The 19,419-nt window shown below is 56.5% G+C and carries 17 protein-coding genes; 8 read left to right on the top strand and 9 right to left on the bottom strand.

All coding sequences use genetic code 11. From position 1 onward, the window contains the following. The first annotated feature begins 2 nt into the window (after positions 1-2). From ACWPW0_RS14195 to ACWPW0_RS14185, 3 genes are all read left to right on the top strand, one after another. Entirely contained in the window at positions 3-1,346 is a 1,344-nt protein-coding gene (locus tag ACWPW0_RS14195) for a DUF1329 domain-containing protein (RefSeq protein ID WP_024014386.1), read from the top strand. 77 nt (positions 1,347-1,423) lie between these two features. Next, positions 1,424-2,560, top strand: a complete 1,137-nt coding sequence (locus ACWPW0_RS14190; protein ID WP_024014387.1) for a YCF48-related protein — start codon at positions 1,424-1,426, stop codon at positions 2,558-2,560. Further along, positions 2,557-4,923: an efflux RND transporter permease subunit gene (locus ACWPW0_RS14185; protein ID WP_024014388.1), complete on the top strand. Its 2,367-nt coding sequence runs from the start codon at positions 2,557-2,559 to the stop codon at positions 4,921-4,923. Before ACWPW0_RS14190 ends, ACWPW0_RS14185 begins: the two co-directional genes overlap by 4 nt. 18 nt (positions 4,924-4,941) lie before the next feature. Here ACWPW0_RS14185 and ACWPW0_RS14180 read toward each other — a convergent pair whose 3' ends face one another. Both ACWPW0_RS14180 and ACWPW0_RS14175 read right to left on the bottom strand, forming a co-directional pair. Then, the gene (locus tag ACWPW0_RS14180; protein ID WP_024014389.1) at positions 4,942-6,747 is read right to left on the bottom strand and encodes a sensor histidine kinase; all 1,806 of its coding nucleotides are present in this window, start codon (positions 6,745-6,747) and stop codon (positions 4,942-4,944) included. Then, entirely contained in the window at positions 6,744-7,448 is a 705-nt protein-coding gene (locus ACWPW0_RS14175; protein WP_196644563.1) for a response regulator transcription factor, read from the bottom strand. Before ACWPW0_RS14175 ends, ACWPW0_RS14180 begins: the two co-directional genes overlap by 4 nt. Positions 7,449-7,786: 338 nt before the next feature. Here ACWPW0_RS14175 and ACWPW0_RS14170 point away from each other — a divergent pair, with 338 nt between their 5' ends. Then, complete coding sequence (locus tag ACWPW0_RS14170) at positions 7,787-8,803, top strand: beta family protein (RefSeq protein WP_071542629.1); 1,017 nt, start codon at positions 7,787-7,789, stop codon at positions 8,801-8,803. Here the strand turns inward: ACWPW0_RS14170 and ACWPW0_RS14165 are convergent. Next, a complete protein-coding gene (locus tag ACWPW0_RS14165; RefSeq protein ID WP_024014379.1) occupies positions 8,800-9,378 on the bottom strand; it encodes a sce7726 family protein in 579 nt (192 codons plus the stop codon). The genes ACWPW0_RS14170 and ACWPW0_RS14165 overlap by 4 nt on opposite strands. 491 nt (positions 9,379-9,869) lie before the next feature. Between ACWPW0_RS14165 and ACWPW0_RS14160 the strand changes: the two genes are divergently transcribed. Next, on the top strand, positions 9,870-10,925 hold the full coding sequence (locus ACWPW0_RS14160) for an ImmA/IrrE family metallo-endopeptidase (RefSeq protein ID WP_160328544.1): 1,056 nt from the start codon (positions 9,870-9,872) through the stop codon (positions 10,923-10,925). A gap of 358 nt (positions 10,926-11,283) precedes the next feature. On the opposite strand, the gene ACWPW0_RS14155 is transcribed toward ACWPW0_RS14160, so the two are convergent. Next, on the bottom strand, positions 11,284-12,093 hold the full coding sequence (locus tag ACWPW0_RS14155; RefSeq protein WP_454255648.1) for a helix-turn-helix domain-containing protein: 810 nt from the start codon (positions 12,091-12,093) through the stop codon (positions 11,284-11,286). A 728-nt stretch (positions 12,094-12,821) separates the two neighbouring features. Between ACWPW0_RS14155 and ACWPW0_RS14150 the strand changes: the two genes are divergently transcribed. After that, a complete protein-coding gene (locus ACWPW0_RS14150) occupies positions 12,822-14,027 on the top strand; it encodes a lysozyme inhibitor LprI family protein (protein ID WP_023098557.1) in 1,206 nt (401 codons plus the stop codon). Positions 14,028-14,273: 246 nt separating this feature from the next. Beyond that, on the top strand, positions 14,274-15,524 hold the full coding sequence (locus ACWPW0_RS14145; protein ID WP_003090694.1) for a TerD family protein: 1,251 nt from the start codon (positions 14,274-14,276) through the stop codon (positions 15,522-15,524). A gap of 149 nt (positions 15,525-15,673) precedes the next feature. On the opposite strand, the gene ACWPW0_RS14140 is transcribed toward ACWPW0_RS14145, so the two are convergent. The 5 genes from ACWPW0_RS14140 to ACWPW0_RS14120 form a co-directional block, all read right to left on the bottom strand. Further along, positions 15,674-16,285 carry a DUF6088 family protein gene (locus ACWPW0_RS14140; RefSeq protein WP_023083423.1) on the bottom strand — a complete coding sequence of 204 codons (612 nt, stop codon included), beginning with the start codon at positions 16,283-16,285 and terminating at the stop codon, positions 15,674-15,676. A gap of 14 nt (positions 16,286-16,299) precedes the next feature. Beyond that, a complete protein-coding gene (locus tag ACWPW0_RS14135) occupies positions 16,300-16,563 on the bottom strand; it encodes a BPSL0761 family protein (protein ID WP_041104676.1) in 264 nt (87 codons plus the stop codon). Between the two features lie 120 nt (positions 16,564-16,683). Next, a complete protein-coding gene (locus tag ACWPW0_RS14130; protein ID WP_023083424.1) occupies positions 16,684-16,986 on the bottom strand; it encodes a hypothetical protein in 303 nt (100 codons plus the stop codon). Positions 16,987-17,076: 90 nt separating this feature from the next. Next, positions 17,077-18,477, bottom strand: a complete 1,401-nt coding sequence (locus ACWPW0_RS14125) for a DEAD/DEAH box helicase (protein WP_003090692.1) — start codon at positions 18,475-18,477, stop codon at positions 17,077-17,079. After that, positions 18,477-19,064 (bottom strand): hypothetical protein, encoded by a 588-nt coding sequence (locus ACWPW0_RS14120; RefSeq protein WP_003090691.1) that lies wholly within the window; start codon positions 19,062-19,064, stop codon positions 18,477-18,479. The genes ACWPW0_RS14125 and ACWPW0_RS14120 overlap by 1 nt, the downstream gene beginning before the upstream one ends. Before the next feature lie 101 nt (positions 19,065-19,165). Between ACWPW0_RS14120 and ACWPW0_RS14115 the strand changes: the two genes are divergently transcribed. Next, positions 19,166-19,393: a helix-turn-helix domain-containing protein gene (locus ACWPW0_RS14115; protein WP_003119937.1), complete on the top strand. Its 228-nt coding sequence runs from the start codon at positions 19,166-19,168 to the stop codon at positions 19,391-19,393. The last annotated feature ends 26 nt before the right edge of the window (positions 19,394-19,419 follow it).

Below are 19,419 nucleotides of genomic sequence, written 5' to 3'. Positions count from 1 at the left end.
CAATGAACAAGAATCTTCTCTCCGCTGCCATTCTCGGCACCCTTCTCAGCCTAACCAGTGCAACGGCCCTGGCCAAGCTGGATGCCAGTGAAATTGCCCGCTTGGGCCAAGACCTGACGCCCACCGGCGCCGAGCAAGCGGGCAATGCCGACGGCAGCATTCCTGCCTGGAGCGGTGGCCTTACCCAGCCGCCGGCCGGTTACAGTGCGGCCAAGGGTTATATCGATCCCTTCGCGAATGAACAACCGTTGTACACCGTTACAGCGGCCAACATGGCGCAATATGCCGACCGGTTGATGCCAGGGTACAAGGCGCTGCTGGCGAAGTTTCCCAGCTACAAGCTGAACGTCTATCCGAGTCATCGCACTGCTGCGCTGCCCCAGCACGAGTACGAGCTGATCCGCGAAGAGGCCGCTAAGCTCGAGCTTAACGGCGATAGCATGGTCAACTATCAGAAAACCTCGGTGCCTTTTCCTATTCCCAAGTCGGGTCTGGAGGCCATGTGGAACCACCTGACGCGCTATCGTACCGGTGGCTTTCTCGATTACCCGACTGAAATGGTGGTGCAGGCCAACGGCTCATTTACTCCGGTGCGCCGAATGCGAAAATTTGCCATGGCCTCAAGCATGACCAACCCGGAGCCGAACCGGCTGTACTATTTCTGGAATAGCGTTACCTCCCCAGAAAGTATCGCCGGCAGCCAGACTCTGGTGCATGAGCCACTCGACCAAACCAAGGAGTCCCGGCTGGCCTGGCAGTACAACCCAGGGCAGCGGCGCGTGCTGCGCGCGCCCGAGTTCTCTTATGACACGCCGCCAGGTGCCTCCGATGGCTTGCGTACCAACGACTCAGCTGACATGTACAACGGCGCGCCCGACAAGTACGACTGGAAGCTGGTAGGCAAAAAAGAAATGCTTGTGCCTTACAACACTTACAAGCTGGCCGATACTTCGCTGAAGTACGAGCAGATCATTCAGCCCAACCACTTCAACCAGGACCTACTGCGCTACGAGCCACATCGCGTCTGGGTGGTCGAGGCCACGCTGAAGCCGGGTGAGCGGCATATCTACGCCAAGCGGGTCTTCTATCTCGACGAGGACAGCTGGAGCATCCTGGCCTCGGACATTTATGACAGTCGTGGCGAACTTTGGCGCTTTCATGAGGCCCACGCGTTGCAGCGCTACGACATTTTGTCCAGTTTTCATATAAGTGAGGTTTCCTACGACCTGCAGGCACGCCGTTACCTAGTGGTTAACCTGCAGAACCAGGAGATCCCAATCAAGTTCAACGTTCCGGCGAACTTGAAAGATTTTAGTCCCTCGGCTCTGCGTCGCAGCGGCCGCTGATTAACTGTTTACTCCGTGGTCTTTGGGTGGAAAGCGGTTAGCGCTTTCCCCCTTTTTTACTTTCTGAGACGCTGGCCATGAAAAAATACAACCAACCAGCGCTGAGGTTGCTCTGCCTGTTGTCTGTCGGCCTGGCGGCCTTGCCGCTCAGCGCCGCGCCACTGGTCGATCGCCTTGAGCGCGCCGCCCGAATTTCCCCCTTAGCCAGCGAGTCGCCCCTCACCGATGGGCAGTTGGTCGGCGATTATCTGGTGACGGTGGGGGGCAGCGGCCACGTGCTGTTGCGCTCGCCCTCCGGCGAGATCCAGCAGGCACAAGTGCCGGTCGATGTTCTGCTGACCTCGGTGCATTTCCCCGATGCCAACAACGGCTGGGCCGTCGGCCATGACGGTGTGGTCCTGCATAGCACCGATGGCGGCAAGACCTGGAGCAAGCAACTCGACGGCAGTGCCATAAGCGCTTTGATGTTGAAGTGGGCCGAGGCCGAGATGGCGCGTTTGGAATTAGCCAGTGCGGCGGCGCCAGACGACGAGGCGCTGCATACCGAGTTGGAGAATGTCATCTTCGCCTTCGATGATGCTAAAGCCGGTATCGAGTCAGGCCCGGCACGCCCGCTGCTGGATGTGTGGTTCCGCGATGCGCAGCAAGGCTGGGCGGTTGGTGCCTATGGGATCCTTGTGCATACCCGCGATGGCGGGAAAAGCTGGGAATTTGTCTCGACCCTGGAAAACCCCGAGCGTTTGCACTTCAATGCGGTCCTCGGTCTGCGCGACGGCAGTCTAGTGGTCGCCGGCGAAGGCGGGCGTCTGTACCGCTCTAGTGATGACGGCCAGCACTGGACAGTGATCACGCCAATGAGCCCGGCCTCGCTGTACAAACTGCAGCAGCTGAGCGATGGCCGCCTACTGGCCTTGGGCTTCGGCGGTACCTTGCTGGCCAGCCAGGATCAGGGCCTGAGCTGGCAGGTCATCCCGCTGCCGGTGCGCGCGGGTCTGTACGGCGCCGCACAACTGGCGGACGGCAGCTTGCTGCTGACCGGGCAAGGTGGCGTGGTGCTGTACAGCACCGATGGCCAGCAGTTCAAAGTTTGGCAGGCGGCCGCTAAGGCGCCTTGGCTCGGCGTGGCGCAAGTGTCTGCCGAGCAACTGGCGCTGATTGGTAGCGCCGGCCTCATCACCATGCCCTTGGCAGAGCTCAAGGAGCAGCTGCAATGAATGCCAAACTGAACGACGGGTCTAGCCCGCAACTTGAGACCAGCGCTTTGCAGCGGCTGGTTGGTTTCACCGAACGTGCACTGTTTCGCAATCGCGTGGTGGTGCTTCTGTTCTTCTTGGTCCTTTCGCTGTTGCTCGGCTACCAGGCCCTGGGCTTGCGCCCAGACGCCAGCTTCAGCCGGATGATCCCGACCGGCCACCCGTTTATCCAGAACTACCTGCAGTTTGAGAGCGTGCTCCGGCCGCAGAGTAACGTGCTGCGCGTGGTGGTGGAAAACCCCAAGGGCGACATTGTCAGCAAGGAGTTCCTTGAGACTCTGCGCGAGGTCAACGATAGGATTTTCTACATCCCTGGCGTCGATCGCGGCAATTTGAAATCGCTGTGGACCCCTAACGCGCTCTGGGCTGAAGTCACCACCGAAGGCTTGCGCGCCGGCCGGGTGATTCCCGACACCTACGACGGGAGCCCAGAGGCGTTGGCACAGGTGCGGCAGAACATCCAGCGCGCCAACATGCTCGGCAGCTTCGTCGCCAACGACTTCAAGTCGGCGGTGATCCGGGTGCCACTGCTGGAGATGAACCCAGAGACCGGCGAGCCGCTGGACTACGGTGCCTTTACCCAAGCGCTGGAAAAGCAGGTGCGCGAGCATTTCGGTGTACAGGGCGTGAATATCCGCGTGATCGGCTTCGCCCAGATCATCGGTGATCTGCTGGCCGCTGCCACCGACATCGCGCTGTTCTTCGCTATCACAGTCGGCCTGATTAGCCTGATGCTCTATCTCTATTGCCGCTGCTGGCGCAGTACCGCAGTAACCGTGGTGACTTGCCTGCTCACCGTGGCTTGTCAGCTTGGCCTGTTGCACCTTTTCGGTTTCGGTCTGGACCCATACTCGATCTTGGTGCCGTTCCTGATCTTCGCCATAGGCATCAGCCACGCGGTGCAGAACATTAACCTGATGATGAGCGCGATGGGGCATGGCGCCACGCCGCTGGTTGCCGCGCAACACACCTTCCGCGCCCTATTCATTCCTGGCACCACGGCGCTGCTGGCCGATGCGGTGGGGTTTATCACCTTGTTGGTGATCGACATTGGTGTGATCCAGCAGCTGGCAATCACCGCCAGCATTGGCGTGTTCGTCGCCATTTTTACCAAGATGTTCCTGCTGCCGGTGCTGATGTCCTACGCCGGCATCAGTCCGCGCGGCTTGCGTGAGCAGGAAAAGCGAGCCAATTCGTCCTGGCCTATCTTCCGCCGCCTGTCGGCCGTGGTCGAACCGCGCGTGGCGCTGCCGCTGATCGCCCTCAGCGTGATGCTGCTCGGCGTCGGCTACTACGCCCGTCAAGATCTGAAAATTGGAGACCTGGACAAGGGCGCACCGGAGTTCCGTCCGGAAGCGCGCTACAACCAGGACAACGCTTACTTGCTCAAGCACTACAGCACCAGCACTGATGTTTATGTAGTGATGTTCAAGACACCGGCTGAACAGTGCGCACGCTTCGCCGCTGCCGACCTGGCCAACCAGTTCGAACAGAGCATGCGTGAAGTCAAAGGTGTGGAATCGGTGCAGTCGCTCTATCGCACCATGCGCTTCAACATCCTTGCGCGCAATGAGGGCAACCCGAAGTGGGCCGAACTGTCGCGCGATCAGTTCGTGATGAACAATGCCCGCTCAGGTGTCGCTGCCGAGTTCGTCGACCCCAACTGCAGCGTGGCGCCAATCAGCCTGTATCTGAGTGACCACAAGGCCGAGACGCTGACCCGGGTGGTCAGCGCGGTCGAGGCCTTCAGCAAGCAGTACGACACAGGAGACTTCGAGATCCTCCAGGCGGCAGGTAATGCCGGCATTGAGGCGGCGACTAACATCGTCATCGAGCAGTCCGAGAAGCTGATGCTGCTCCTGGTGTTTGTGATCATCTCGCTAGTGGTCTGGTGGGAGTTTAATTCGATCAAAGTGACCATCGCCTTGATGGCGCCGCTGTACCTGTCAACCGTGCTGTGCGAAGCGGTGATGGCGCAGATGGGCCTGGGAGTGAAGATCGCCACGCTACCGGTGATTGCCCTCGGCGTCGGCATCGGTGTCGACTATGGCATCTACCTGTACAGTCGCATGGAAGGCTTTCTGCACCAGGGCCTGAAATTCCGTGCGGCGTTCTTTGAAGCGTTGAAAACTACCGGCACCTCGGTGGCCTTCACTGGCATCACTCTGGCCATGGGTGTAGCCACCTGGTCGTTCTCGGCACTGAAGTTCCAGGCCGACATGGGCCTGCTGCTGGTGTTGCTCTTCATCTGGAACATGGTAGGTGCACTGGTTTTGTTGCCGGCCATCGCCTCGATGCTGATGTGCAATAAAGAAACTCGCTGAAACTGAAAGCCTCTAGCTTTAGGACATGTTAGAGGCTCGCTTATGGTGCTTCGGAAGCAGCTGTAGCGCGCTATTTTTCGCCATCCCCTGGACATTGTCCTTCGCGCAGGGGATTCGCCCGACGACGCTCAAACCACCTGTTGAGGAGATGCTGATTTCGAGCTCTCCTCCTATCGCCAGCATGCGCGAGCGCATGCTGGCGATCCCTTGGCCTTCATTGAGATTCAGCGGGTGCCTGTTGCTGCAGCCGCTGTCCACCACAGCGAACGAAATCCCATCCCGTTCTTGGCGCAATGTAACTTTCGCCGTTGCCCCTGCTCCTGCATGTTTAGCTGCGTTCTGTAGGGCTTCGACACAGCAGAAGTAAATTGCTCGTTCGGCGAGCGGGCTTTCGCGTCTCGGTGCTTGAAAGTCCGTGACTACTGGCAAGCCCGCATTATTGGCGGCCTCTCCCAAGGCTGCTGCCAGTCCTCGCTCAGCCAGTAGTGGCGGAGTAAGGCCATGTGCCAGCGTACGCAGTTCGGTGATGGCGGCATCAATGTCCGTTGCCATTTCCACTAGCAGTGCATCCGCTCGGCTCGGATCGCTATCGACCAGGCGTCTGGTCACGCTGATCTTCATACGCAGCGCGAGTAAGCGTTGCTGTGCACCATCGTGTAGGTCTTGTTCAAGCCGGCGGCGCTCCTCTTCCGCGACAGTTTCAGAATGGGCATGGGCACCGGCCAAGGCAGATTCGAATTGCCAATTGACGATGGCGTTATGGATCGAGCTAACAACTGCCTCCAGCAACATCGGCTCTTCCAACAAGGCGCGGTTATGAATCAGGATTGCGCTAGGTTGGTCATTGAGGTCATGCAGTACGCGTACGGCTTGCTCCTTGGCACTTGGTTCGGGTAACGGCACGACTTGTTGGGATGAGTTAATCCAGCGCCCAGTGTTTGGCTCCCAAATACCTAGCTCCAGTGATGGGTCATCCAGAGCATTCGCCATCATGGTTTTCAGGCCTTGCAGGTTCGGCCGGCGCCTTAATCCGGTCACTAACCGATGTAGCGCTTGGGCGGTGTAGAGCCGGCTGCGCAGCAAGCCCAAGGCAATAGCTAACGGAACGGCCCAGAAGGTAAAGGTAAGCAACAACAAGCCAGTCCCGGTTGTCAGGAAAAACGCCATGCATAGCGTGCGGGCGACAGAGGCGAGTAGTACGGGGGCGAGCGAGCGACGCATCAGTGTGGAGGCCTGTCGCAGTCGCTGTAGCAAGTACAGGCTGGTCGCGATCAGGATGCCTGTGTTGACGATGCGAAAGGCATTCAGCAGGAGGTTGGACCAGGTAGGGTGGTCGGCAATAAACAGTAAATTGTCCTGGCACACGTCAGTGCAGGAGGGCAGTGGGCCGAAGCGCGGCACGTGCGGAGTCAGCATCACGCTGGGTAGCCATAGCAAGGCAATAGCAGCGATAGCTGCGCCAATCAGCATACCCTCACGTCGGTCGGTGATGCGCCCAGTCGGGAAGGTCAGCACCACCCACACCAGCAGCGCTTCAGCACAGGGGCGAACGGTTCTGCCAATCGTATAGAGCAGATCATTGGTCGAATAAATTAGGGGATGAAGCGCGTAAGCTACAGCGAGCATTCCGAGCAATATCCAGAGCGGGCGTTGTGGGTAGCGGGCGCGCACGGTCATCGCCACGCCGGAAACCAACATCACGCCAACGCCGGCCATCAAGGCGTCGATTATTCGTGTCGAGCCCGCGCCTGTCGCCATGATCCCGGCAACTATGGTTACCGTGCCTCCACCGAGGATAGCGAGCCAGGGTTTTAGGCTTTTCATTGGCCGTTACGTGATAAATAAAGCAGCGTCGCTTGTACCCGGCGGCTGATGCTTTCGTCGTTGGCCAAGCCAAGGCGGCCGAAAATCTCGCTTATATGTTTTTCCACCGCCCGCTGGGTTACTCCCCTGTCGCGCGCAATGGCAAGGTTGCTCTTACCTGTCGCAAGGTCGGCCATGATTTCCCGCTGGCGTGGTGTTAGCTCTTCTAAGGGGGAGCGCTGGTGCTTGCGCGACAGCAGGGATTCAATTAGTTGCGTATCAATTCGACACTCACCAGTTGCAACCGCATGAATGGTAGACACCAGATGATCGAGGTCGTGAATACGATCCTTTAACAGGTATCCACGCCCAGATGCCCCTTTCTCCAGTAGCTCGGTTGCATACTGTGAGCTGCCATGTTGGCTCAGCACGATTACGCCTATATCCGGATGGCTCTGGCGCAGATGTTCTGCTACTCGCATGCCCTCATCCGTTTGCGTAGGCGGCATGCGGATGTCTGTCATGACAACCTGTGGTGGATTTGCTTCTACCGCTGCAAGCAGCGCGGTTGGGTCAGCATAAAGCCCGACTACACGAACTCTTGGAGACTGGGCAAGAATCTGCGACAAGCCCTCGCGAATAAGGTAGCTATCGTCGGCAATTGCCACGCTGATAGGAGGTGCCGAAAAAGTGACATTGTCAGAACTGTGCATCGCGTTCATGAAGTTAAACGACCAGTATTATTGTAGGTATTTGGTTGATCCTATCAGATGCCTGAAGATGCTCTATGAAAAGCATAATGTCTGCTTTTTTCCCGCATCTTCCTGTCACGGCCGGCAGAGAGCGGCCAGAAGCGGAACTTGCTGAAAGCGCCTTAACTACGTCAAATTGACCAGACGCCATCAATGATGAACGCTAAGCAGCGCCAGCAAGATCCCGACGCTAAGTCAAATGCTAGAGCCGGAATAGCAATTGGATCTCAACCTATCTGCGGTGATTTCAAAGTGCCACCCTTCGTGATAAAAGCGATTGGACCACTACGCGATCCCAAGGAAGGCATATGGCACTTAGATTCCCCAACCACCCTTACTACATTCCGATCATTAAGTGGCAGTCCTGGGAGCAGAGAGCTCTGCTTCAGACTCGGGGAGACGTTAAGCCCTACGTTCGCCCCTGCATCGAGGTCCGTCACTCGAATCAACACAGCAGCCTGGTAGGGAATTTCCAAACAGCTTGGGGAGCCCCTGCATTGGTAGATTATGCGAATCCCGAAGGGCGGCTCGTTGGCATTCGTCCTTTAGAATTTGAGGCGTTCCTTCAGATCGCAAAAGCTAACGGCTTTCCAACTCTTCCAGTTATCAATCCGTTAGATGCCCCTCTGCTACGCCCTGCGCTACTTGGTCTAGTGCAATCCTTCCCTGAGATTTTCCTACGCTTACGTATCAGTGGATTAACAGTTAATGCTGAGCACTACACCCAGACGATGATGGCCGCACAGGTACTATCAAGGCCTGGCAACCGTATTCATCTTATGGTCGATCTAGGTGTTACTCCCGCTTGGGAAGCCGCAGAGGTACCCGCCTTTACAGGCATGATGGCGGCGTTCAAGAACGCAGGGTTTTCCCAAATTCATGTGGCATCAGGTGCGTTCCCCGAGAGTCTTGCGGCCGTAAAAACGGTAGCTAACTTGCCACGCCGAGACTGGTCTCTATGGGCCGCGCTGAATACCAACGCTCCCGGACTGCTTCTCGGATATTCAGACTATGGGACGATATCTCCGCGCTGGACTGAGGAGACACTAACTCGCCGCGGCGGCCGTGTTGCCATTCGCTATGCAAGGAACCTTGACTGGTTGGTGTTGCGAGCTGACGGAAGCAAGTCAGAGCATTCAGTTGCTATCTCGACTTTGATGGTGACCGTGCATGCAGCCTCCTTCAAAGGCCGAGAGTATTCCTATGGGGACGAATTAATTGCAGATCGAGCGAATCCGGCAATCAAAAAGAAGAATGCAGGCCTCTTCCACTTCACTGAAGGTTGGTGTCATCACCTTGCGACGGTGATTAAGGAACAGTACTAGGCCGGGCAGGCTGAAAATTGAGGTGTAGCTTCCTCGACCCGTTTGAGGAGGTAGTCCCGAACATTGTTCTTGAGCTCGGGAAGTGTGAGCAGCTCTGCGATATATGCCTGAATGAGATATAGGCTCTTGCTCTTCCAGCCTCGAACCTTACCCATTTCGGTCAAGAGGTGAAGCGCCTCGTCTCGCTTGAGTAGGGAGGCAAGCACCTCAGGTTCGTGGCGCTTATTAGGTCTTGCGGCCCGAACATGCTTAAACCCCGCCTCAGGCACCTCAGGGACAAGGATGATCCCCCACCACGGCGGCAACAAGGGAAGCGCGTTTTTCAGATGGCATTCCGCAGTCACTAACGTGATGCGATCAAAAACTCGAGCGTAACGGGATCCTTGACCGATAAGGCGCTTCAAGGAGTCGGCCTCACTCTTAATCTCATAGCAATGCATATCGTAGATGTGGACAAGGTCTGCACGAACCTCACCGCCACTAAGCTGTAGCTCCTCCAGGAACAAGCCAGGGTGGATACCCAACGAGGTATCCAAGTAGTGAGTGAGTGCTCGTTTGATCTCCGCTTCGCGCATTATCCAATTCTCGATGGCCGCCGGCGTCCTGCCGGACAGCTAGTCAGTTTATCTCATACGGCGATGGGTGGCTTGGGTAATGCCACCGACCACCAAAACCATGCATTTATGCTATTTTATACTTTATGAAATGCATGAAAAGCAAAACCAAAATCGTCGCAGAGCTCCTCGCTTTCTTTGCGTCCCACGGACAAAGGACGAGCACCTCAATAGCGAATGCCTCTGGATTAGGCCAGCCACAGATTCACCGCAACCTTTTTGGCAAGCCGAAGCGGGTTACAAAGACTCACCGGGAATTATGCATTTATGCAAAAATCTCGCTAGAGCTGGAATTGCCTGACCCTCGGACTTCAGATGTCTTGATGGATAGTTTGGCAAACGTGTGGGATGGCAGTGAGGAGCACGCTCGTCGCCTTGCTGAACTGCTCTTTGCCCACCGAAGGGCCTGCATGTGAAAATGATGCTGGAATCTAATGTTATGGGAGGGTGCTATGCATGACGCAACGACTCCAATAACAGTGAAGTCCGCCTTCGAAAGTCTTAAGGCTGCAGGATATCCGCGCCCTTATGTTGAGAGACTATTGCCCGATTGGTGGGATCACAGCCTCTTCAAGACCAGCGCTGGAGCCTTCCAATTTGCACTGTTGCTTAAGCAACGCTTGGGCTTGGTTGTAAATTTTGCCCAAGACGGCAGTCTTGCAATCGACGCGGCTACGCCCAACGCTCGATTCAAGCGAAGAAGAGGTACAGAGGAAGGGGCGCTAAACATAGCGGCCAGCCTTGGCATGGCGTTGGCTCGACTTTCAATTTTCAGTGCCGGAGCCCCATACAGCCCCTTACCCCCTGACCCGAATTATATCGGGCACCTAGTTCGCCAGATCTCGGGTACGAATAGCGTAGGTTTTGAAGGGCTTCTGGCGCTTTGCTGGGCTCAGGGCATTCCTGTGTTGTTTCTCAAGGATTTGCCCAAAACGTCGAAGCGGATGACAGGTATGGCCGTTAGCGTTCAAGGCAGACCCGCAATTGTTTTAGGATTTAATAGCCCCCAGCACGCTCGACAGTTGTTCGTCCTAGCACATGAACTCGCTCATATCGTATGCGGCCACGTCGGTGAAAATGGTGTTCTCATAGACGAGGACATTGCCGAAGTCACCGATGCCTTGGCCGGGAGTGACGCCACCAGGAAGGATGCGGAGGAGAAAGAGGCTGACTCTTTCGCTCTCGCACTTTTGAGGAACGGGCATACAAACGTGCTTAAAGCTATCGGACGACCAGACTCCGCAGCAGTACTAGCCTCGAATGCTGTCATAGCTGGAGAACAACTTGGAGTCGACCCCGGCCACCTAATTCTTTCCTACGCCAGAGAGAATGACGATTGGGCCCGAGCAAATCAGGCCTTGGGTTATATCGCAGACCCCAGAGGGGCGATCGAGGTGCTTAATCAGTGGTTCATGCAAAGTACCGATCTCGGAGCTCTTAGCGACGAGAATCGGGAGCACGTGCTAGCTATCCAAGGCTTCGGGTCAGTCACACGTGTACCTACTTGATAGCGACGCAGCCAAGTCCCTTTGTCAGTACTTGCTTCTAGACGAGCTTGCGCTCGCTCTTGAGTGCCCGCTCAGCGACTTCGCGATACTTCCACAGCTTCGTTTTCAGCTCAGGCTTAACAAACCCGACGCCGCCCTAAAGAAATTGGGATCACAAGACGCTGTTGTGACGGCTCAGCGGCTCGTCGAGGCTGCGACAGAGGTCCAAGTAGTCACCGACTCGGCTAATACGATCCTCGAGCTAAATCGGCCGGATATCGACAGCGGAGAAGCGATCTTGTTTGCGGCCGTAAGCCAAGACGAAGACGACGCCCTCATCACCGGCGATAAACGAGCCCTTATCGCCCTCTCTGAGATATCAGAAGTACCCATCGTAGATAGCCTCTGGGAAAAGATCATTACCCTTGAGGAAGCAATTTATTTGATTGTGCAGCGTTCGGGTTTCGACCTGGTTTCGCAAAGGATTCGGGCGAGACCCGACGTGAACGTGGCCCTCAGCGTAATTTTTGGTAGAGCTAACCCAAACAAAATCGGAGAGGTCCTCGAAGGACTCAACAGCTATATGAATCACCTTCAGTCGATCTCGCAGGGTAAATACCTGCTCCCGTACTGAAAGCCCCCAATTCCCTGGACGCTTTAGAGCGCACCCGGCTGGCCGACAGCTGCCGGTCATGAAGGGCAGAAATCGAGCGGCATCCTGGCCTTCCCGCCGGCGGATGACCTTGCGCGGGTCAAGGCTAGCGATCCGTAAGGCCACGGTATTGCGCGCCGGCACTCGCAGTTTTTGAGCCTTGCACACCTGAGTGACTTCGCGGTGAAAGGCCGCTAGGCTGCGCTTCTGCTTGGTCAGGAACCGCTTTTGCAGTAGCTCGTGGATGACGCGCTCGACCGGTTCCGGCAAGCGCCCCTTACCTTTACCTCCACCGGACTGGCCGGGCACCAGATCCGTCACGAGGCCGCTGCCTTGCCGGGCACGCCGGATCAGAACGTATACCTGGCGCCGAGACAAGCCCAGCGCCTGAGCCGCCATATCGGCCGCTTCGTGCCCGACCGTCTCCGACTGCGCCAACGGACTGATGATCTCCGCACGACGGCGCGCACGCTCCCAAGCCTCATCAGGCAGAGTGGCCACGCCTTGTTCTGGAATCCGTGGGGTGTCCGTCGCCATGCTCACCTCGCTTTGGTGCACACGAGTATTGAGCATAGTCGAGATTGGTGCAGATCACTTCTGATATTGAACTGTCAGGAGCTGGCTGCACAACAGCCATTACGCCCAATCAACTGGTGCAGTCGTCTTCTGAAAATGACACAGTTAGGGTATGCCCTAACTAGGCGTCAGGCCGGAACCTTGGGCTGCGTCAGGATAGGGCCGATTCCAGCATTTTCTGACGCCTCGCCGGCAACCTCTAGGGCCTCAACCTGACAGGCCGTACGCTTAACGTACGATTTTTTCCGTTTTCTCTATCGTCCCCATGACGCTCGAATCAGCGTGCTCCGACGCCGCAACTCTTCTCCGGGATAGGGCATCGGATTTAGTGCAACTGTGGAAGGTTGCCAGAGTAGGGGGTTCCTGAGGATATCCTCCAGCCGCTAGGAGCTAATGAGGGCCGCGGGTGGTGTTGTGCAAAGCAACCACGTATGCGGCCAGTGCAGCATCACCCCCCGGAAGTAGCCAATGTGCAGTTGCTTACGTGGTTGCGGGGCTAGAGAATTCGGTTGACATCGGAGATTATCCTTCGCGACTTGAGCCTTCACTGTAACGGCACAAGGGGAGACTGTGCCAGATGCCGGCTAACTGGCATCATTCGGCTCGGGCGTTATGGTTAACGGGGTGCATAAACCACCCTGGGCCGCCAATAACGCAAATAGGCGATCAACAAGTAAAGGATGATCTCGATGCAACTTCGTGCAGCAGTCTCCGGTCTGCTTCTGGCCCTCCTGGCCGGCCAAACTGTGGCAGCAAGCTTTGACTGCTCCAAGGCCAGCAGCTTCCCCGAAACAGAAATCTGCCGTGATGGCTACCTGTCCGGGTTGGACGAGTGGTTAGCTAGATCCTATAAGACCGCCCTGGAGGTAAATCCTGGCCAGTCTGATGCGGTCCGTCAGTCGCAACGTGAATGGCTCGCGACAAGGAATGCGTGTACTGACCAGCAGTGCCTCGACAGCACTATCGGCGCCCGCATCCAGGCGCTTGATCAATATGTGACGGCGGAGAAGGGTAAGGCTGCATCGGCTTTAGCCCATGCCCAGCTGAACAAGCACCAGGAAGCGGAGGCCATCAGGCAGCGGCAAACTGCGGAGCGTCTAGCGACTGAAGAAGCAGCTCGACAGGCGCAGATCGAGAATCAGCGCCAGTTGGCAATCATCGAACTCCAGCAGCGTGCTCAGGCCGCCCAAGCGCTCGAAACTCAACGTGCTGGAGAGCACCAGCAGGTACCAGCCCAGATGCCGCAGTACCAACCCCCTCAAAAGGTTGCGCCAGCTTCGAGTGCAACCTCGTCCTCGCCGTCATACCGCTCGCCGGAGAAGACTCTGTGGCAGCAGTTCAAATCTAGCCCGGCCTGGAAGTACTTGCTGCTGGCGGGGGCACTTCTGACAGCTTGGGCGATGTGGAGACACCATCAGGGGCAAACAACCATCTACAACGACTACACGGATGCCGCGATTACGAACCTCTTGCCGGCTGCAGGCGTGGTACTGGCCTTCTTGATGAACTGGCTCGAGCTGCCTCGTCAACTCGCAATGGTGGCAGGCCTCACGGGTTTCATGTTTGCATTGATGTTCGCGGTGTATGCGTCTGTGCGAACCAATCAGGGATGGATGAGCATCAGCTTGTCGCTCATCGCCAAGATGACTCTGGTGTCAGTATTCTATGCAGTAATAGGCGTACTGGTGGCATCGCTATTCTTAAGCACCAAGTACAAAGGGGAGTCCCAGGCGAGAGCGAATGCAAGGAACCGACGGGAGAAGAAAGAAACGATGGCCATGATCTCCGTGCTCACTACTGCCTACACCTTCCTTTCGGCTTGGCTGTGCCGACGGCAAGAGTTCATCTCTGTTTCTGAATGCCTAGCTTTTGACTCGACCGCAAGCGTTGCTTAAGTCAACTCATGAGGCGCGGTCATCGCGCCTCATGCTGATTCAGCCTCGGCGGCATCAATGTCTTCCGCATCCCACAAATCAGTTTTATTGCTCAGTATCCTGCAGCCCGGATTGGCTTCAACCTTTCCCTTCTCTAGTTACACTTCACTTTGGAGATTCGGCCCTGAATGGACGAGTGTGGGACCTCGCTTCATGCAATCCAGGCTTACTTTGCCTGCACATAAACCAAGGAATAGGCGACCAGAATTGAATCAATCCCTCAAGCCCGGCGAGAACACCACCATCAACCAGTCGAAAGGTCAGGTGCTGGTAACGCATTCTGCCGGCGCAAACCTCGACGTGAACCTGACGGCCTTCCTCATCACTGACTCCGGAAAAGTGGTCGATGACAGTGGGATGGTCTTCTTCAATGCGCCGGAGCATGCGTCCGGCGCGGCCGCATTCTCGCCTCCCATCATCCAGGCCGGCTCGATCAGTCACAGCATCAGCTTTGATCTGAGTCGCCTGCCAGCCGCTATCTCGAAGATCGCCATCACCTTGACCCAAGATGGCACCGGAGGAGGTTTCGCAGGAGTACCAAACCTCAGCGCACGTGTTCTTGCCGGCGACCAGGTGCTGGATCTTGCGCCTGGGGCATTTGAGCGGGAGACGGGCATCATCGTACTCGAGCTCTACGTCCGAAACGGTCAAGCGAAGGCGCGCTCTGTCTGGCAGGGTTTCGCCTCGGGCCTGGTCGGGCTCTGTGGCATGTATGGAGTCGAGGTCGACGATGAGCCGGCAACTGCCCCGATCCCAGCCGCGCCCCCTGCGAAACCGGTCAGCATCACCAAGACGGTGATCACCTTGGACAAACCCGGGAGCACGCACAAGGTCTCTCTGGAGAAAGGCGCGGCCGCGCCGAAGGTCATCAAGGTCAGCGCCAGGTGGGTGGACAACGGAGACGGTCGAGACAACGACGACCTTGACCTGCGAATCGGTATCCTTCGCCCAGACGGTCGGATGTCCATCATTCAGGCGCCTGACAAGCGCGGTTCCTTCGAGGCTGACCCCTTCGTGTTCCATACCGGCGATGTGGTAAGCGCGAGCACCTCTGCCCCAGGGATCGAAACCGTCGAGATCAATGCAGCCATCTCTCATCTTATGGGCGGCAAAGTCGCGCTGGTCTGCAGCGTCTATTCCGCCGTCGACAACGGAGCAGTGTCGGTTGCCTCCCTCAAGCCGAAAATGCGGATGGAGTACGGGGACGAGGTCGTAGAGTGTGCCTTCGAATTCAAAGGAGGATTTTTCAGTAGCCTGGTTTACACCTACGTCTTGGGGATGATCGAGATCGATGGCGACGAAATTCGCATCAGCCCCAGTGGCGTTACCTCCAAAACTGGATCGGAAGCCACGCCTTGGCTAACCCGCAAAGGGGACAGGGTCGAGTTGACGATGGACGGCCCGCATGTATTTAAAGGCCGTCCGCTTGAGCGCAAAGGGAACAAGCATTACGTGTGATGGCGATAGCCCGGTGCCCAGGCGTTCGCCTTGCACCGGGCTCGTGCTACTTGACCCTCCAAGGGGACTGGTAGGTAGGGAGATCGCCGCGGGATCGTTGACGACAATGCCCCCATGCGCGGGCAGCTCATCGTAAGGTAGCGATTCCGCTATTTCACACTTTCAACCTTCAACACCGTGCTCATCCATTTTGGTAGTTTGCAGGCCAGCAACTTGACAAAGTCTTCAGGTCTGAGTCCTTTCTTGATCGCTGCTATGCATTCCGGAGTGGAGCCTTCTTTGCCGAGATAATACAGTGCGCTGATAGCCACCCCTACCTCAGTTCCTGCATGCTGCATGACCATCGTTGTCGCATGTATTAGCCTGATTTCAGCGTTTCCTATGAATACTGAGCGGCTGGCGCCGTTAGTGTAAAAGATTGGAATAAGCGGCATCTGGGTACTGAGCCCAAACCTCCTGACGGCATTGGCACCATGGATTTGTAAAGACAAGTGCTTCTGCCTGGCAATTACGCTGATCAATTGCCAGTGGTTGGGACGAGCCCTGGCAACGTAAAGTCCGGGTTTCGGGCGCATATAAATCCCACGATACACCCGTTCGAGTTCGCCTCGTTTGACCAGTCGAGCTATTGCCTTGGATACGGCATTTTTCGTTCCAAACCCTGTGAAACGGCTAATGCTGAACGGCTGCCCTTTAGGTAGTCGCTTGACTCGTTGCGTAATCCGGGCGTATACCGACTGGGCTTGATCAGTGCTGAGCATCGTGGCATTTACGCCTATAGCGTGAAGTCTAACGACGAACTGAAAAGTGGCTGATGGAACGCAATCACCCTTCGCCGATATTCATCATCTTGAGCGTCATTTACTAGGCACTCTTCGAGGCGCCCCAGCGAGAAAACTTGATCGGCTGAGGGGTAGTGTCTAAGCAGGCTTTTCGCATAGCTGCGAATGTCATCAGGTAGCTCAGTGTTACGAGAGAGGTCGCGGAGAAAAGCTTCGGTCTTGACGACACTCCGGGTTCTTTCATGCGGAAGGGTCAAAGCGGCTACCTCCTTATTCGGTTATTCCAATCTACGAGACCAGAACGGGCAAGTCGCGCGCTTACCCCTAATTTGTCCGCGATTCGACGTGGTGCGGCTGATGGATTTTCAGCCCTACAATCAGTTTTTTTCCCAGTAGTTATCTTTGCTGACCAGACCAAAATCTTCAGAAGCAAATGGCTGATCATCATCGAACATACCATTGACCATGCGCTCCCGACGCAACCCACTCAGCACCCTGAAAAAGCAGGGCTCACAGAGATGCACCCGGTAGTGCTGCCCATCATGCGGGGAGCCATATCCCCATTGGGCTTCAAGCTTGCCGTATTGGGGACCGTAGCCGGGAATACCCGTGCCAGAGCGGCACACGTCGCAGATCACATCCTCAACGACATCGACCAATGCCTGCGACTTAATCTCCATGTACACCTCACGATTACGTTCCAAACGACGCCGGCCGGGTATGGAATCATGAACACCAACATCATTGGATCTGCCTCGACTGGCTGAGCATCAAAAACAAGCCAGTAGCTGCTGCCGATAATGCTGGGAAAAGCTGACCTGGTAAGCGGGCTCAATTGCAAAGCCATCCAGCGAAATGATGTCCGTAGGCTGCGATCCAATACCCGGTTCTGCACTACCTAACCCCGCACCGCCGAAACCTTCGACATGACCCAAAGTGCCCATCGGCTCAGGTTTGGACCCTGGAGTAAAACCAGGCATCTGCACATCGCTCAAAACTGCCAGGTCATCAGGCAAGTCATTCGATATTCGCTCCGCAAAGCCCTGAAGCGTTGACTCCGCTAACATGAATAGCCACGCTTGGTCGTCGGACTCACCTGTGCGCCGCAGCACTCGTCCCAGCACTTGCCGGTAATGCAGTTCGGTGCGGATACGGCTGAGATAGCAGCACACTTGCAGGCGGGGAATGTCGGTACCTTCGCTGATCATTCCGACGGCCACAATCCAGCGGCAGGCGCTGCTCCGGAATGCATTGATCACCTGCTGCGCATCCGGGGTTTTGTTGGTCACGATGCGGCACTCTTCACCCATTGCTTCTAGAGCCAGTGTAACTTGCTGGGCGTGTTCGATGTCTGTGGCCACCACCAAACCAGCGGCATCAGGTTTGATCTGGCGTAGCTCGTTCAGCTTGCTGCAGCCAAGATCGAGGATTGGATTGATCACCTCGTCATGACGCAGAAGTTCCTCATAGGTGACAGGTGACTCCCCTAAAAGCTTGGCGATGCTGGGAAACAGCCTCACGGAGCTATTCGCGCCAAGCTCTTCCGTAAGTTTCACCTTCTGATTGTCGAGCAACACAATGCGAGGTGATCGGCACACGTCGTCGGCAATGGCATCTTTCAAGCCATAACGGTAATCACAGATCAGATGCCCCTCGGGCGAAGAGTAGCGAGCCAATGCGATGGCCTTGTCGTCCGAACGCCAGGGCGTGCCAGACAGGGCCAACGTGAAGGCAGCCCGATCCTGTATCCGATGCAGTATCTGCTGCCCCCAGGCATTGCTGAGCAGCGGATCGTGGCCGGCGCAATGGTGGATCTCATCGAAGACCACGAACACCCGGTAGTCATCAAGCAGCTGCCAGAATCCCTCATCACGGTATTCCATGGCCTGATAGGTATAAGCCGCGCCCACGGCACCTATCTGGCCGTCGAGACGCCTGCCTAGCACAGCCGCAAAGGTCGAACGAAAACCCTCCACGACCTGGCAGGACGGCGCAAAGCACAGCACCAAATCGATTCTGTCCTGCTCAAGCAGTCGGCTGGCCAGTTCTGCAGCCATGCGTGTCTTTCCGGCTCCCGGCGTAGCCTGGCAGAAGAAGTGCGGCGTGACGGTAAAGTGCTCCAACGCCCGAGTGATGCAGCTGTCCTGCCAGCTCCGTAGCGAACTGCTCATCATGGTGCAGCGAGCGTTTTGAGGGCCTTTTCGATGGCGCGCAGATGCCCCAAGAGGCGAGAACTGCGATCCCTGGCTTCCAGGTAATCGCCTTCAAGCTTGTCCCGGAAATGCGGCATTTCGTCCAGAAGCAGTTTGAATCGCTCTGCCTCGCCCATTGAGGTGAGAAAGTCCAAGCGGATTTCCTTGTGGAGCGCTTCCAACTGCAAATCCGTATTGGCTGACGACTTAAGTGGCAAAGCTTCCACGTCGGGTACTGCCGTGTCTGGTTCGGGCACTCCGGCAACCATAAGGCTGTTCTCAAAACCGTTGTCGATCAGTTCCAGTTGCAGATGTACTGGAATCGGCTGCAGGTGGTAGACCTGTCCTCGAACACGACGATCCTTATCCAGCACAACCCAGCCTGCGCGCACTAATCGGCGGATCTGCTCATACACATAGCGGCGCACATCGGCGATACGGAAATGTGTGCCACTCAAGCGAGCGGCATAAGCATCGCGCAGTTCACGGGTCGTAAACGTTGTACGCCCTGGCTCCTGAAGCAGCTCATACAGACGCCTGTCGAAGATAAGCGAGGCCGATTTCATTGAGGCACCAGAAGAATTAGCGCGAAAATGCGGATTATAATCCGTGGCCTCTGCGTCCGCAAACGCACGATAGTGCCGCCTCAAGTTGAATTGAGACGGTCATGGATAAGTTGGCGAAAGCGTTAGGGGAACGCATCCGAATGCAGAGGAAGGTCTGCCGGATTTCCCAAGACGCATTGGCGCTGGCGTGCAGTCTCGACCGCAGCTATGTAGGTCGCATCGAGCGTGGCGAGGTCAACATTACCGTCGAGAAGCTCTACCGCATCGCAGGCGAACTCGCCTGCGATCCTTCAAGCCTTCTGCCACCGCCATCTGAGATTCTGAGCTGATCAAGTAATACTGGCGCTAAGCCGAG

The sequence above is a fragment of the Pseudomonas sp. Marseille-Q8238 genome (assembly GCF_965111915.1).
Note: the sequence above shows the minus strand (reverse complement) of the source record. Positions and strands in the feature narration are given on the sequence as shown.

Bases quoted from the DNA above. Each gene is read 5' to 3' on its own strand.
- ACWPW0_RS14140 (WP_023083423.1), bottom strand. From the start codon at position 16,285: ATGCTCAGCACTGATCAAGCCCAGTCGGTATACGCCCGGATTACGCAA.
- ACWPW0_RS14180 (WP_024014389.1), bottom strand. From the start codon at position 6,747: ATGAAAAGCCTAAAACCCTGGCTCGCTATCCTCGGTGGAGGCACGGTA.
- ACWPW0_RS14190 (WP_024014387.1), top strand. From the start codon at position 1,424: ATGAAAAAATACAACCAACCAGCGCTGAGGTTGCTCTGCCTGTTGTCT.
- ACWPW0_RS14150 (WP_023098557.1), top strand. From the start codon at position 12,822: ATGCAACTTCGTGCAGCAGTCTCCGGTCTGCTTCTGGCCCTCCTGGCC.
- ACWPW0_RS14155 (WP_454255648.1), bottom strand. From the start codon at position 12,093: ATGGCGACGGACACCCCACGGATTCCAGAACAAGGCGTGGCCACTCTG.
- ACWPW0_RS14165 (WP_024014379.1), bottom strand. From the start codon at position 9,378: ATGCGCGAAGCGGAGATCAAACGAGCACTCACTCACTACTTGGATACC.
- ACWPW0_RS14115 (WP_003119937.1), top strand. From the start codon at position 19,166: ATGGATAAGTTGGCGAAAGCGTTAGGGGAACGCATCCGAATGCAGAGG.
- ACWPW0_RS14175 (WP_196644563.1), bottom strand. From the start codon at position 7,448: ATGAACGCGATGCACAGTTCTGACAATGTCACTTTTTCGGCACCTCCT.
- ACWPW0_RS14160 (WP_160328544.1), top strand. From the start codon at position 9,870: ATGCATGACGCAACGACTCCAATAACAGTGAAGTCCGCCTTCGAAAGT.
- ACWPW0_RS14130 (WP_023083424.1), bottom strand. From the start codon at position 16,986: ATGGAGATTAAGTCGCAGGCATTGGTCGATGTCGTTGAGGATGTGATC.
- ACWPW0_RS14125 (WP_003090692.1), bottom strand. From the start codon at position 18,477: ATGAGCAGTTCGCTACGGAGCTGGCAGGACAGCTGCATCACTCGGGCG.
- ACWPW0_RS14120 (WP_003090691.1), bottom strand. From the start codon at position 19,064: ATGAAATCGGCCTCGCTTATCTTCGACAGGCGTCTGTATGAGCTGCTT.
- ACWPW0_RS14170 (WP_071542629.1), top strand. From the start codon at position 7,787: ATGGCACTTAGATTCCCCAACCACCCTTACTACATTCCGATCATTAAG.
- ACWPW0_RS14195 (WP_024014386.1), top strand. From the start codon at position 3: ATGAACAAGAATCTTCTCTCCGCTGCCATTCTCGGCACCCTTCTCAGC.
- ACWPW0_RS14185 (WP_024014388.1), top strand. From the start codon at position 2,557: ATGAATGCCAAACTGAACGACGGGTCTAGCCCGCAACTTGAGACCAGC.